This window comes from Alteromonas sp. KUL17 (assembly GCF_006538305.1).
Lineage (GTDB): Bacteria > Pseudomonadota > Gammaproteobacteria > Enterobacterales > Alteromonadaceae > Alteromonas > Alteromonas macleodii.
Window position 1 is genome coordinate 58761 of the sequence record NZ_BJKJ01000022.1, and the last position, 13345, is coordinate 72105.

The 13345-nt window shown below is 44.0% G+C and carries 11 protein-coding genes; 5 read left to right on the forward strand and 6 right to left on the reverse strand.

What is annotated here, in order from left to right; all coding sequences use genetic code 11:
• Window positions 1-7 precede the first annotated feature (7 nt).
• Window positions 8-577, forward strand: a complete 570-nt coding sequence (locus KUL49_RS16520; protein WP_131137989.1) for a nuclear transport factor 2 family protein — start codon at window positions 8-10, stop codon at window positions 575-577.
• A gap of 62 nt (window positions 578-639) precedes the next feature.
• Here the strand turns inward: KUL49_RS16520 and KUL49_RS16525 are convergent, their stop codons facing one another.
• Window positions 640-1539: a LysR family transcriptional regulator gene (locus KUL49_RS16525; RefSeq protein ID WP_131137990.1), complete on the reverse strand. Its 900-nt coding sequence runs from the start codon at window positions 1537-1539 to the stop codon at window positions 640-642.
• A gap of 198 nt (window positions 1540-1737) precedes the next feature.
• On the opposite strand from KUL49_RS16525, the gene KUL49_RS16530 reads away from it, so the two are divergent.
• Window positions 1738-2709, forward strand: coding sequence for an NAD(P)H-dependent oxidoreductase (locus tag KUL49_RS16530; protein WP_131137991.1), 972 nt, complete (start codon window positions 1738-1740; stop codon window positions 2707-2709).
• A gap of 77 nt (window positions 2710-2786) precedes the next feature.
• Window positions 2787-3923, forward strand: coding sequence for an ankyrin repeat domain-containing protein (locus tag KUL49_RS16535; protein ID WP_131137992.1), 1137 nt, complete (start codon window positions 2787-2789; stop codon window positions 3921-3923).
• A gap of 15 nt (window positions 3924-3938) precedes the next feature.
• Here KUL49_RS16535 and KUL49_RS16540 read toward each other — a convergent pair whose 3' ends face one another.
• Window positions 3939-4769, reverse strand: a complete 831-nt coding sequence (locus KUL49_RS16540) for a DUF4437 domain-containing protein (RefSeq protein WP_131137993.1) — start codon at window positions 4767-4769, stop codon at window positions 3939-3941.
• Between the two features lie 188 nt (window positions 4770-4957).
• Between KUL49_RS16540 and KUL49_RS16545 the strand changes: the two genes are divergently transcribed.
• Both KUL49_RS16545 and KUL49_RS16550 read left to right on the forward strand, forming a co-directional pair.
• Window positions 4958-5917 (forward strand): LysR family transcriptional regulator, encoded by a 960-nt coding sequence (locus KUL49_RS16545; RefSeq protein ID WP_131137994.1) that lies wholly within the window; start codon window positions 4958-4960, stop codon window positions 5915-5917.
• A 246-nt stretch (window positions 5918-6163) separates the two neighbouring features.
• Window positions 6164-7390, forward strand: coding sequence for a hypothetical protein (locus KUL49_RS16550; RefSeq protein ID WP_131137995.1), 1227 nt, complete (start codon window positions 6164-6166; stop codon window positions 7388-7390).
• An 82-nt stretch (window positions 7391-7472) separates the two neighbouring features.
• Here KUL49_RS16550 and KUL49_RS16555 read toward each other — a convergent pair whose 3' ends face one another.
• From KUL49_RS16555 to KUL49_RS16570, 4 genes are read right to left on the reverse strand one after another with little or no spacing between them, the layout of a single operon-like run.
• Window positions 7473-9668 (reverse strand): TonB-dependent siderophore receptor, encoded by a 2196-nt coding sequence (locus KUL49_RS16555; protein ID WP_131137996.1) that lies wholly within the window; start codon window positions 9666-9668, stop codon window positions 7473-7475.
• A complete protein-coding gene (locus tag KUL49_RS16560; RefSeq protein WP_131137997.1) occupies window positions 9658-10968 on the reverse strand; it encodes a DUF3526 domain-containing protein in 1311 nt (436 codons plus the stop codon). Before KUL49_RS16560 ends, KUL49_RS16555 begins: the two co-directional genes overlap by 11 nt.
• On the reverse strand, window positions 10965-12407 hold the full coding sequence (locus tag KUL49_RS16565; protein WP_131137998.1) for a DUF3526 domain-containing protein: 1443 nt from the start codon (window positions 12405-12407) through the stop codon (window positions 10965-10967). Before KUL49_RS16565 ends, KUL49_RS16560 begins: the two co-directional genes overlap by 4 nt.
• Window positions 12404-13126 carry an ABC transporter ATP-binding protein gene (locus KUL49_RS16570; protein ID WP_131137999.1) on the reverse strand — a complete coding sequence of 241 codons (723 nt, stop codon included), beginning with the start codon at window positions 13124-13126 and terminating at the stop codon, window positions 12404-12406. Before KUL49_RS16570 ends, KUL49_RS16565 begins: the two co-directional genes overlap by 4 nt.
• Between the last annotated feature and the right edge of the window lie 219 nt (window positions 13127-13345).

The window sequence follows — 13345 nt, forward strand, 5'->3', positions numbered from 1 at the left end:
TTCAGAAATGAAATTTAAAGCCATAATTTGTGTCATGTTAGTTGGAGTTTTTACTATGGGCCATGCTGCCACATCCCATTCGAGCCGGGATAAAGACATTGCAAGTATTCACAGCAACCTGAATAGCTTTTCAGCATTAGCTGACAACAATGCTTATGAATACTTAACCTTACTGTTTGCCCCACATGTAACAACAGACTACACCAGTTTGTTCGGGGGCGAAGCGGTAACCCAAAAACGTGAGGTCTTGATGCAAAACTGGGCGGCTTTTATGCCTGGTTTTGACAAAACATTTCACAACTTGGGAAACCCCAGTATTAATCGAAAAGAAGATATAGCGTTTGCTAACGTGCCCTTTATCGCCAGCCACTGGCTTGGGCATGATGGTTTTTGGCAAGTTTCGGGCATCTACCACTTCACTTTCAGAAAAATAGAAGGGCAATGGCTGATTACTTCAGTGACATTAGAAAAAACAGAGGAGGCGGGCAGTCGCGATATTTTAGCGATTGCGCCAGAAAATGCGAAAGACCGCTTGGCGGATCTGCAGCAGCTTAAAAACGATACGCTAGTGTACTGAAAGCAAACGAGTTACTAACACCTGTTGAGATTTGATGCACAGTAAAGAACAACAGGCTAGTGTCAAACGGTGTGTTTTTCTTCAAGAAAGTCGATTAAGGCCCTAATTCTTTGGGCCTTTTGACTATGTTGCTGAAAATACATAAACAGCCCTGAATAAGGAAACCAGTTCTCTTTAAGTACGGGAACAAGCTCGCCAGTTTTAAATAATTCATCCACCATAGGTTCAACAATTCTTCCTATACCTAATCCTTTTTTGGCAGCATCAATCATCAAATCTGTATCGTTGACTACCATAGCAATCGGCATTGAAACACTCACAGCTTGCCGGTTTTGCCACAGATGAAGTGGCGCAAGTTTGTTAGAGGTAATAAAACGATATTGAATGAGCTTGTGTTGCTGAAGGCTATCAATAGACGAGGGAAGGCCATACTTTTTAGCGTAGTGAGGTGAGCAGAACAAACATTCTTTAGTGGCTTTAGTTAATCGCTTTGCCACCATGCCTTCTTCTATCCTATCACCAAAGCGAATACCCACATCCATCCCATCGGTAATCAAATTTACGGCTGCATCGTTTATCGATACCTCAAGCTTTAAGTCTGGATAGCGCTCGCAAAACTCTTGGTAATAAGGCGCCAAAAGCTGTTGGAAGGCGAAGCGAGGAGTGGTAATACGAACCGTGCCCCTAGGGGTATAGCTAAGGGCGTTGACCTCTTCAAATGCAATATCTAACGCGTCGATAGCATGATGAGTTTGCTGCTTAAGTAACTTTCCCGCATCGGTTAATTCAACTCTACGCGTGGTTCGATTGAACAAAGGAACGCCCACACTTGCTTCTAGAGATTTAAGCGCGTGGCTTACAGACGGCGGTGCCATTTCTAACTGGCGAGCAGCGCCACTAATACTGCCTTCATCGGCAATAGCATGAAAAACAATAAGTTGTTGAAATGTGGTGCCGTTCACTTGTAGCGCCTCTTGAAAGTCTAAGTGACAAACTGGTCGAAGGGTTTCAAGCCCAAAATTATATCTAGAATTTAATTGTTAGTTTTAAACTAATAATCTTTGAGTTAATCATCATCTAAAACTAAAGGTCATTCAAGCATAAACTTCTATCTGTTCACTTTGAACCAACCATAAAATTATCACGCAAAGGTAGAAGTAATGAGTAAAGTATTAGTTATCTCCGGCCATCCTAATTTAGACCAGTCCAATGCTAATAGCGCTATTTTGCAAAGCCTGACTAAGCGCATAAACAACATTGAAGTTAGACGTTTGGACACCCTTTATTCTAACAACCCAATTGATGTAGAGGCAGAGCAAAAAGCCTTGCTTGAAGCTGAGGTAATTGTGCTGCAGTTTCCTTTCTACTGGTATTCTGTACCAGCTTTACTTAAGCGCTGGATTGACCAAGTATTTACTTATAATTTTGCGTTTGGCCCTGAAGGAGACAAGCTGGCGAATAAACATTTTTTACTGTCCATTTCGGTAGGTGGTCCAAAAGAGTCTTATGGACCGCTAGGCTATAACCATTTCAGTGTGGAAGAATTCTTACGCCCGCTAGAACAGCTCGCTTACCTTGCAAAAATGCAGTACCACAAGCCAATTTACAGCCATCGCATGGTGTACATTGAAGGTGTTTACAACACGCTTTCAGACGTTCAGGCCCGTGGTGATCAACATGGTAAGCGGGTAGCCGATGCTATTGATGTTTTGATGAACTCTCCAGAATTGCGTATCAAACAGTTTGTAACGACGTGGTTTGGGCAGTTCGATCAATTACCGGCGTCAAGTGAAGCTTTTCTACCGAATCTCAGCGAGGAGGTTGTCTGGCAAGCGCCAGAGGGACGATTTCAAGGCCATGCTGGATTCAACGACTGGTACGCGTGGGCACGCAAGACGTTTAAACCTAACTGTGAGCACCGTGTAGATCAAATTGATATTAAACCCGATGCTGATTCAGCGAAGCCCAATGGGTTTATAGTAGACCTTCGAATTAACCTTCGCGCTGACACATTTGAATCGTCTGACTTTAAAGGGGAATCGGTTGAGGTACAGGTAAAAGAGCGCTGGCAAGTGCATATTGATACCGAAGGTAAAGTAATCATCGACAGTTACGTTGTTAGCCCTTTGTAGGGATTAACAACGTGCTAAAAACTCAAAACCAGAATTTAAAACCAATACAAAAAGCATTTAAAAAGTTAGGCGAGACAATGAATAAACCTATCCCGTTTACAAGAAAAGCGTGTCAGTCTCTGGCGTTAATCATGCTCTCTGGTATGGGCTTTACCACCCCGTTTAGCGAAGCCGTGGCAAACGAAGCAATAGGGGCGCTCTATTCAAGTAAGTTTGAAAGCAACATAAATCAGAACCTAACACCGCTGCACAAAGCAGTGTGGGATAACGATATACAGCGTGTTAAGGCACTTATAGACAGCGGCGCAGATGTTAACGGACTCGATAGATTAATGGGGGTAGCGCCGCTTCATCTGGCTGTTCAAGGAAGAAACTTAGACCTTGTTAAACTGCTTGTGACAGAGGGAGCATTCGTAAACTTGCAGTCAGTACGCCTGGGCGGAACGCCACTGCTATTGGCCGTGTGGCACAGAAATATTCCCGCAGTGGAATATTTATTAAGTTTGCCCGACATCGATACCACCGTTATTTCAGCGGCAGGCGCTACAGCCCTTGGGTTTAATCGAAGCGGTACAAAAGCAAACGATAAAGCGTTAAATGAAGATGTTGCCACTATTAACGCGCTATTTGCGGCTCATAAAGAGAAAACGCTGCAGCAAGCGCAAGAAAAAGCAGCCATTTATATGATCGTTGCCAACCAAGCGCTGTCTGAAGAAGAAATGGTAGCTGAAATAAAAGTGCTGCTAGAAAAAGGGGGTGACGTTAATGCGGTTGCGCCCGTATTGAAACAAGGCAGTGATTTTCATAGCGCGCTGCTGCTTGCAGCGATGAAAGGCTACCTGAAAGTAGCAAAGCTGTTGCTAGATAACGGCGCAGATCAAACGCTTACCGGCGCCTACATGGCCGCAATTGCTTTACACAAAGCCGCATATTTTGGGCGTGCAGACATGCTGACGTTACTTAGTCAATATCCTGGCTTTCAGGAAGTGCTTAACGCGCAAGGTCCTAACAACGGGTATACACCGCTTCATGACGCAGTGTGGCATGGGCATTTAGAGGCAGCGAAAGTATTGGTGGAAGCAGGAGCTAGGTTAGATTTGAAAGGTTATGATGGCAATACACCAGAGCAGCTTGCAAGGCAAAACGGTTATTCTATGATTGCTGAATACCTAGAAAATACGCGAAGCAAGCGTGGAAAAGCCCCGCGTAAGTGAGCTGAAAAAAGCGTACTAATCTGTAACGCTAAATTTTGACGACGTTCTTACGTATACAATGGTTTCGCTTTGGTTTGCGTTTTCAACAGAATGGTGTGCGGCAGTTGATGATTCAATGTAACTTCCTGCGTTTAATTCAATCTGTCTGGAGGCGTTGTTTTGGGTATAATTGAGACTTCCTTTGATAACCACTGCCTTAAATTCATCACCATTAGATTTTATTGAACCTTTAAATCCTTTTGGAAGCTTGACAAGGGTACCGTATACACTACTTGTCTCGCCCCACAAATAGGCAACAGAAACACCGTTGGCCGCTATATTTACAAGGTCGCTTTTTTGCAGCCACACCATATTGTCTGCGTGAACGTTGATTGGCCTTTCGCCGTTGTCAAAATGTTCTTTTGATGGCTTTACAAGGTATGGGCCTTCATCAATTTCCAGGTAAATCAGGTTGGTTTTGTCGTTTGCCGCAGTGGTGTGATCTTCACCTGCAGGTTGAGTCCAAAACGAACCTGTTGGCATCCACATCTTTGCTGCGTTTGGATCGTCATTGTGCATTTCACCTTCAATCACAATACCTCTATAGGTTATGTTGTGAATGTGCGGTGGCGATTCAAAGCCTTTGTTAAATCGCACTAACATCCCCGTTGCCGTGTCTTTTGTTCGGTCTCCCCACAAGTCTGCTGCCCCGGGGCTTTTGTCGCCACGGGCTGGATTTAAGTAACCCCATTCGACATCTTTAGCTGCAATAACTTTGTCTTGTGCTTTTGCGCCGGGTACAAGAAGAAAACAGGTGCTCAATAATAGCGATGCTATTGTAAGTTTGTTTCGTTTCGTTGGTTTCATTCAAACCTCCTAATTGTTGGTCGTAGACTTTATTTAACGTGCAACTTCAGTGTATTATTTCGAAAAAGGTTGATAAACGACCAAAAGCAATAAAGACTTTCCTGAAAACAAGGATAATAAAAGTGATCCATATCGCTTTATCTTTATTGTCTTTATTTCAAAAAAGCGAAATAAACGTTAAGGAAAGTATGAAAACCGAAGATCTGTCTGTGTTTGTGAAGGTGGCTGAAGTGGGCTCGATTACCACTGCTGCGATAAAGCTTGATATTAGCTCATCTGCTGCAAGTATGGCGGTTAAACGTTTAGAAGAGCAGATTGGCGTAGCGCTATTTGTGCGAAGTACACGCAAAATTCGATTATCACCTGAAGGAGAGCAGTATTTGCCTATGGCAAAGCAAGCACTCGACACCTTACAGCAGGGCCTTGCATTAGTAACAGAGCAGAAGCAGAGCATTCACGGTGAGCTTCGCATGGCGATGTCTTCGGAAATGGGTCGCAACTTAATGCGTGAACTGCTAAATAAAGTGCAACGCGAAAATCCAGAACTTTCATTGCGATTACATGTGAGCGACAGTCGGGTGGACTTCTACCGCGATGGTGTAGATGTAGCACTTAGAGCCATGACAAAAGAAGCGGTTAAAGAATCGCAGATGTATGGTTTTAAAGTGTGCAATATTCCGCATGTGATTTGCGCGTCTCCCAATTATTTAGAAAGAAACGGTGAGCCTACAACTTTGACTGATTTAGCGCAGCACAACGCACTTCTTTATAAGCTCTACGACCAAACCCACAATACGTGGGAACTTATCAACGAGGGCGAGAGAGTTAAAGTGAAAGTGAACAGTAATCGCGCTGTGAATGACGGTGATATTGTTCGGCGCTGGTGCGTAGATGGAGAGGGGATCGCTAAAAAGTCATGTATAGACGTTGCGGGGGATTTACTGAGCGGAAAGCTGCAGCGTATTTTGACTGGTTACCACGTACCGCTAACTGAAATGTGGCTCATGCTGCCTAGCCGGCATCTTATTACGCCAGCGGTAAGATTAATTAGAGATGAATTAAAACAGGTTATTGAAAATAAGCGTCAACGTCTTATCAATACATATATTTTGACGGAGCGAGAGTGGCCTGTCTCCAATGAAATTTGAGCTCGTTTTTAGATACTCATTTGTTTCGATGCTAAGTGACTAAAAAATAAACTAAAAACAGAATCTTATAATTGAAAAAAAGACTGGAATATCCTTTAATAGTGCTCGCAAGGGATTGCGACATTTCAATAGTACACTCAACTATGCAGGACGGCATGGTGAAGTCTCGTCATGTGCAATCCTTTGTTTTCATAAAAAAGCTTCAGTTCTAAATATTTTAGCTAAAGCGAAAAACAGAGAAAACACATGAATGCAAAACTATTAGTTCCATCTTTATTAGCAGTTTCACTTCTTACTGCGTGTGGTAATACACCACCCTCGCCAGAAGAGCAGGCAATGGCGAACCAAATGAAGCAAGCGTTTCTTGCGAAAATTCAAGGCATGTCCTTACCTGTTGCTGCCCAACAGCAACAGCAAGCCGCACCCCAGCCGGAAATCGTTATCAGTGCGACTGAACTTACAGCACAAAAACAGAAAATTGACGAAACCGGCGGAGCAGCGATTTTTTATCGTAAGAAAGATGGCATCATGATAGATGGGGAGATGTTTCATGACTTCGAAGGACAAGTTGCCAACTTCGGAGGTAATAGGTTTACTGGTGAGTTTACCTATGCGGTAGAAAATTTCGATGGCTCATTTACACTCAAATATCACAAAGCCAAATCAACTGAAGCACCTATAAAAATTGCAACGGTGTGGAAGCGTGGTGACCGGTATGAAGTAAAAACAGTTACCGGAAAAACAGCAACAGGTAGTAGTGTAATTCCTACTTCAGACGGTTTTATTATTGGCCGTCCGGGGTCTGCTTTTCGCTATTTTATAGACAATGATAACGTAAAAAATATAACACTCTTAGATAACTACCACATCGCTAAACATCAGAAGGGCGATGCTGCATCTACAGGTTTTATTTTGTTAGAGAAAGATCCTCGAGACAAAGGCGACAGTGTGGGCGGATTGCTAGACTCCTTTAAAGAAATAGGTAATACGTTTGGACTTAACAAGTTTGATGACTATGTTTTAGTTAGCCTAGACGGGAAGACCATCGTTCCAATGGATGTTGGATTAGGAGGTAAGGATGTTGCAGAATACTCAAACTGCGAACGCCAAAATGCTGTGATGAACAAGTGCGAAAACGTGAATTTTAAAGAGTCTCTGTACACAAAACTTGGCTTACCTAATTACAGTCACTATTTCTGGTCAATCAATTGGGTACAAACGCAGTCAGGCCCACTGGCTATATATAGAACATCGACGAAAATTAAAATTGTCGATATCAACAATAATCAGGTTCACACTGCATTTTCGCGCACCTTAGGTGTAAACGAGTTTGATATCATTGAAAACGCTGACGGAACTACTGGTATAGAAGCAAGACTCGGATTTTCTAAAGAGAAAATTAACGATATAGAGTCATTTATCAAGAATAATACGTCTGACATCGAGCCGATTCAGACTTTACAAAACTCTTAATTTACACAAAAATTAAACATTCAAAAGTCGTAGTAAGGAAGCGGTAATAAGTCCCGCTTCCTTTTACGTTAAATTCTAGACCTTAAAAGCGATAGGCGGCGGTAAGCCTAAAGCGTTGAGGCGCGCCAGGTTCAACCCACACATCTGCGAAAGAGTTAGTATAAAACTCTTCATCAAACAGGTTATCTACTGCAACTTTAACTGACAAGTTTTCTACAGGCTCTATTTCAGCAAACGCACGAACCGTGGTGTAGCTTGGTAAGTAGAAGTCGGTAGCGGTTTGACCTAAACGCTCATCAACATACAACAGTCCTGAACCGATACGTACTGGCATATCAGCAAATATAAGTCCCTTGCTCAACTGAATGCTCAATTGGTTTTCTGGAACGTTAATTAAAGGGTCGCCAGATTCAATGGTTGCAACAAAGTTAGCATCCGCCGCATCGTTTGTACTTTCAGCATCTACGAAGGTGTACGACACCCAAAGCGAAATATCATTTTCAAATTCAGCGTTGATGTCTAACTCAACACCACGGCTACGGGCTTCGCCAGCAGGGGTTAAGAAGAAGCCGTCAGACGCCTCAGGGCTATCATCATAAACAAGGATGTTACTTTGCTCGATATTAAACACGGCGAAGGTGATATCACCCCGTATATTATTAAACATTGATGTGAGGTCGGCTTTAACACCAATTTCCGCAGATTTCGATTCGTTAGGTTTAAACGGGTTTCCGGCGAAATCCGACCCCGTCAGCTGACGGAAACCTTCACCGTAGGTTGCGTACACACTCGTGGTGTCATCAAACAAGTAAACAGCACCCACTTGTGGAGAGAAGCGCGTGTCGTCCTGTGATGTAGTACTTACAGGGGACGCTAAGCGGTTATCAATTTCCTGCTCGAACTTATCGAAGCGGCCGCCCAGTCTAATTTGGAACTTATCAGTGATGTTGATTTGGTCTTGAAAATAGATACCCCAAGCCTCTTGAACTTCAAAACGGTCCAAATTGTCAGACAATTCAACGTCCGGAAGCGGTGAGTAATTAGGATTGAAAATATCAACCACCAAGTACTGATCTAAATCCAAGTCGTTAATGTCAGTATCGCTTGAAAAGAATGGGGGGCGATAGCGCAGAATAATCTGATCATTTTCAAATTTGTCGTAGTCAGCACCAATAATTACGCGATGGGTGAGCGACCCAGTATCGAATTGTCCCGCGATTTCGCTGCGTAAAACGAAGTAATCGGTTTGGAAATTACGGTAGCGCTTAAAACGAGACAACAAAGCTTGATTAGGATCGATAAACAATGTTTGGCGGCCACCAAAGTTGTTTTCTAATGCATTACCCTCGAAAGTGGTATCGCGTAAGCCAGCACCCAAAAGCAGGTTCCATTCGTCAGCAAGTTTATGAGAAATCTCAATTTGATGACCAACCACTTCCGTATCGATGGTGTCGCCATTAGGATCGCCAGTAAAGGTTTCAATTGGCTGATGGCCCAATTTACCATCGATGGCCACTACGCCACGGTCGAAAGGAATTTTTTGTTCGGTGTATTCGAGTTCATACGTGATCTTGGTATCTGCCGACGCTTCCCACGTTACGGATGGGTAAAATCCGAAACGCTCAGTCTCTACTATATCGCGAAAACTTTCTGCATCTTCATAAAAGCCTACTAAGCGTATGCCTACATCTTCAGCGCTGCCTGCAACGGGTTGTACATCAGCCTCAATACGCTTCTGCGACCAGCTTCCGTAAGTTGCTTTAATTTCACCACCTTGACGGAACTGAGGGCGCTTTGTGACAAGGTTTACCGCTCCACCTGGTTCTCCACGACCAAACAGCGCTGCCTTCGGGCCTTTTAATACTTCAACATGATCAATGCCAGATAAATCACGAGGTCCGCCAAAGCCGCGTCCTGCGTTAAAACCATTTACTAAAAAACCACTAGGTAAGTTCTCGTCACCTGAAAAACCGCGTATAGCAAAGCTGTTCCAAAGGCCGCCAAAGTTATTTTGCCTTGCTACCGAGGCGGATAAGTCTAATGCGTCGTTAAGGTTGATAGCGCCTGCATCATTCATTAATCTGAGATCGATATCCTGCGCGGCGGCGGGCACTTCCTTATACTCAAACGCCCCTTGATAAGCTCGATGCATCCCGTGAACAGTAATCTTCTCTACATCTGCTTCTGATTGATTATCAGTGTTTTGCGCATTTGCAGAAACATTCAAAAGCGATGCAATAGAAATGGCGAGGGTAGATTTTACCCAACTAGTCTTCATGAGTGTTTTCCTGTTTCTTACTTACTTGTGGTGAAAATTGGGGTAGCTGTTTAAAACTGGCAGTTGAAAAGTCAGGAGCTTCAAACAAATGGTGGTAGTAAAATTTGCGCAGCGACGCATGAAACTCGCGAACATTATTTTCGTAGTTGACCATGGCTTGAACATCGGTATCGGCCGCACTTGTTAATAAGCGTTGCGTTAACAAAGATGGCGATAGCAGAGCAACATCGCTGGCAATTTCATCTTTGCGCAGTGTGGCGGCTTGATAAGACTCTGAAAGCCCCTTTGCTGTTTGATCGCCAACTTGTTGAAATGCGTAGTACCACTTCCAGTTAAACGAACTGTCTCGCTGCGGGTCGAAATCGGTTTTATCCGCCCACTGTGGGTGAGTTTCAATAAACGCTTGCCATGTATCTTCAACAGGTTTGTCCCATGCGCTGTTAACGGCCTCTCGCTGCGTAAGCACAATGTCACCGCCTTCAGGTGTATCAACATAAGCGTTAATTATGGTGTGCCCGGTAACAGGCACAATAACCGTTGTGACAAGCCATACACCTAACATGATTGAGGCCAGATGTGTGGCACTGAAATGAGCAAAACGCTTAGCAGCACCTATGGCAAGAACAATGGCACTCCATATAATGATGCTGCCAATGACGATGGAGCAAACCGTTAAAATTGAAGCCACAGTCGCGCCATTGATCACACTAAAGGCAATAAACGGAATAAGCGTAACCAGTGCCAAGGGGACTAGTGTTACCAATACGCGTGATGACCAAATAGCATGCGAATTGCGTGCGGTTACATTAAGTAAGTCAAAACGGCTGGCTTCGCGTTCCTTCGCTTTTAAGTCGTAAAGGAGCAAAATGATAAACAGAGGCAACAGCACACTGGTAACGAAAGCAAAGTCAAAACGCCCTAAGAAAGCAAGTTCCGGATTGTCTGTATCGCTTTCATAAATCTGACCTTCTAGCGCTAGCATTCTAATACGGTGCTTCCACGGAAACACATCGCGCTCTCCTACAGCAGCAAACGCCAACGGCGAGGGCGGTGCATAGGTCAAATGAAAGGCGTAATAGGCTACCATGCCATAATTAGATTGGTGAGTAAGGACAGCGTTGCGCTCTGTTTCATCTTTATCTAACAAGCGCTCAATAGTGGCTTGCTGTTCTTGCATTTCCGAATAGCCAGACCACAACGACACCAAGCTTAAAAGAAACACGACCAAAAGCGTTAGTTTTATCTGACGATGGCCAAATACGAAACCCGCTTCTCGTTTAATATCGCTATAACGCATCATGGATTTAATCTCCTAACTGCAGCTTGAAGAAGTAGTGCGGTAAGTCCCATCCAAAGCAACAGCTGAATAAAATAAATCAACGCGTTACTAATGCGTGTGCTTCCTGCTTCAGGTTTAAAATCAAACTCTGCTAACATCGACCAGTTATCTGCGCCAACCACAGCTTTGTCTGCTGCTTCTTCACTGGCGTTGCGGTTCATATCTAACTTGTAATCGAGTTTTTCAGCGTGAACCTTGTTCAAAGCCTGAACAAACTCAAGTCTTAGCGTTTCCGCTTCCCTTAAAAAGCGGTGGTGTGTCTCGAGGCTAGTTCCAGCAAGAATTGTAGAAATAGAGCGCACAGCTACGGTAGGGGAGAGCCAGCCAAACTGACGTGCTATTTGGGCTTGGTCTAACTCTTCGGACATGCGGGTTTCAGCAAACTCATTGAGTACTTTGGCTTGTCGACCTTCGGAGTACTGGGCAACAATGCCCCTGAAATTAACGGGTAAGTCATCAACTGAATCTACATTATATTTGGCTAGTAAATCTTCTTTTAGCTTTTTGAATGCAGGGTCGTTAACGTCGTGACCGTCGCCTAAACTTCTAAGCTTTTCTTCCACTTTGAAATCGGCTTCAAGTTTTCCCATTGAAGGAGCAATGTTTGTGGCAACGCTGCTCCCTAAACGAGGAAGCAACACACAAGCGCTCATCCAAATGACAACAAGTACGGTGAAGCTAACGCTGCTTTTCTCAAATATGGCGGAGCACGCAGTGACTACCGTGGCCCACAGTAAAAAGTAAACCACATAACTAAGGCAAAAGAGTATTACAACAATTGCACTTTCGTTTGAAAACGCGACATAAAGACAGGCAAGCAGAAGCGGAAGTAAAAATAGGCTGCTAGCGGTTATAAGCGCCATAAGCTTCCCTAAGAGCAATTGCCAACGGGTGGTGCCTTGAGAAAGTAATAAGGTTAGCGTGCCGGCTTCGCGTTCACGTGACACGCTGCCGTAGCCAATTAGAATAATAAATAAAGGTGCAAGAACCAAAGCTAAAAAGCTGGGTGTTAAACTACTAAAGCGTGTAAGTCCTGCGGATTGGCGCTGCTCGGCGAACATCGCACTATTTTGGCGGTGCCCTTCTAAAAATATAGCGTTCCCCGTGTAGGTATCGACACCGGGTTCAATTACGCTAAGTGGTGTGGGGGCGCGAAAAACGTAATGACCGTAATGCACCATGCGATGAGGATGTTTATCGGGCTGAGCTTTAAAACGTTGTTCCGCTTCTGTTTGTAGGTGGTCTCTGGTGTGGGCAGCCTCATCGATGTGAAAGGCGTTAACTACCAGTGCAGCTATGGTAAGCATAGCGCCTAGCAATAAAACGGTCGCTGCTACTTTTGTTCGCATCCAATAGCGCCACTGTTCTGCACAAATGATTTTAGCAACATTCAGTATCATACATTACGCCCTGAAAATGCTGCGTGAACGGCTTCAGTATCTATTGGCGTATCGCCAGCGCGCTCGAAGGAACCGGTGAGTTTGCCATTACTTAAAAGCACAATTCGATGGGCAACTTGGCAGGCACCGTACACGTCGTGGGTAACCATAAAAATAGTAGCGCCACCCGCTGCCAGCTCTGACACTAGCGCATTAAACTCGTCGATGGCTGCTGGATCTAGCCCTGATGTGGGTTCGTCTAAGAACAGTACAGGCGCATTGCGCAGTAGCGCCAAGGCAATTGCGGTCTTCTGACGCATGCCTTTTGAATAATTAGATAGCGCCTTATTCCACGAATCTTCTTGAAGTGCGACCTTGCGAAGTGCGGCGAACATATCGTCGTCAGACTTATCGACTCCAGCCACTGACAAGAAATAACGAATGTTTTCTACGCCAGAAAGATGGCCATATAAGGTGACAGATTCGGGTAAGTAGGCAACAGACTTTTGAACTTGGTTTGGCTGGGTAGAGGCATTATGCCCTAATACAGTGGCGCTACCGCTACTTGCCTTCATAAGCCCTAAAAAAGTTTTAAGGGTGGTGGATTTACCTGCGCCATTTCCACCTAAAAGTGCAAATACTTCGCCTTTTCCTACATTAAAATTGAGATTGTCTAGAAGCGTGCGATCGTCAACACACACGGTAAGCGCATCCGCGCATATCACTGAATTTGTTTGCATTGTTTGGAGAAGCTATACATTAGAATCATGCTGCAATGTTATAATATAACCATCTAAATGGGAATAGCTTTTATTTAGGTAGCTTATGTTTTGTTTTAATTAGAAACAATTTACAAATTTCGGAAGCTGAAACGAAAAAGGCTTGCCGAGTGGCAAGCCTTTGAAATTGGTGGAGCTGGCGGGATTTGAATTTACCTTGTAACTATATATTACTTAACA

Coding starts and splice junctions, on each gene's coding strand:
- KUL49_RS16520 (WP_131137989.1), top strand. CDS start 8: ATGAAATTTAAAGCCATAATTTGTGTCATGTTAGTTGGAGTTTTTACT.
- KUL49_RS16530 (WP_131137991.1), top strand. CDS start 1,738: ATGAGTAAAGTATTAGTTATCTCCGGCCATCCTAATTTAGACCAGTCC.
- KUL49_RS16535 (WP_131137992.1), top strand. CDS start 2,787: ATGAATAAACCTATCCCGTTTACAAGAAAAGCGTGTCAGTCTCTGGCG.
- KUL49_RS16540 (WP_131137993.1), bottom strand. CDS start 4,769: ATGAAACCAACGAAACGAAACAAACTTACAATAGCATCGCTATTATTG.
- KUL49_RS16545 (WP_131137994.1), top strand. CDS start 4,958: ATGAAAACCGAAGATCTGTCTGTGTTTGTGAAGGTGGCTGAAGTGGGC.
- KUL49_RS16550 (WP_131137995.1), top strand. CDS start 6,164: ATGAATGCAAAACTATTAGTTCCATCTTTATTAGCAGTTTCACTTCTT.
- KUL49_RS16555 (WP_131137996.1), bottom strand. CDS start 9,668: ATGAAGACTAGTTGGGTAAAATCTACCCTCGCCATTTCTATTGCATCG.
- KUL49_RS16560 (WP_131137997.1), bottom strand. CDS start 10,968: ATGATGCGTTATAGCGATATTAAACGAGAAGCGGGTTTCGTATTTGGC.
- KUL49_RS16565 (WP_131137998.1), bottom strand. CDS start 12,407: ATGATACTGAATGTTGCTAAAATCATTTGTGCAGAACAGTGGCGCTAT.
- KUL49_RS16570 (WP_131137999.1), bottom strand. CDS start 13,126: ATGCAAACAAATTCAGTGATATGCGCGGATGCGCTTACCGTGTGTGTT.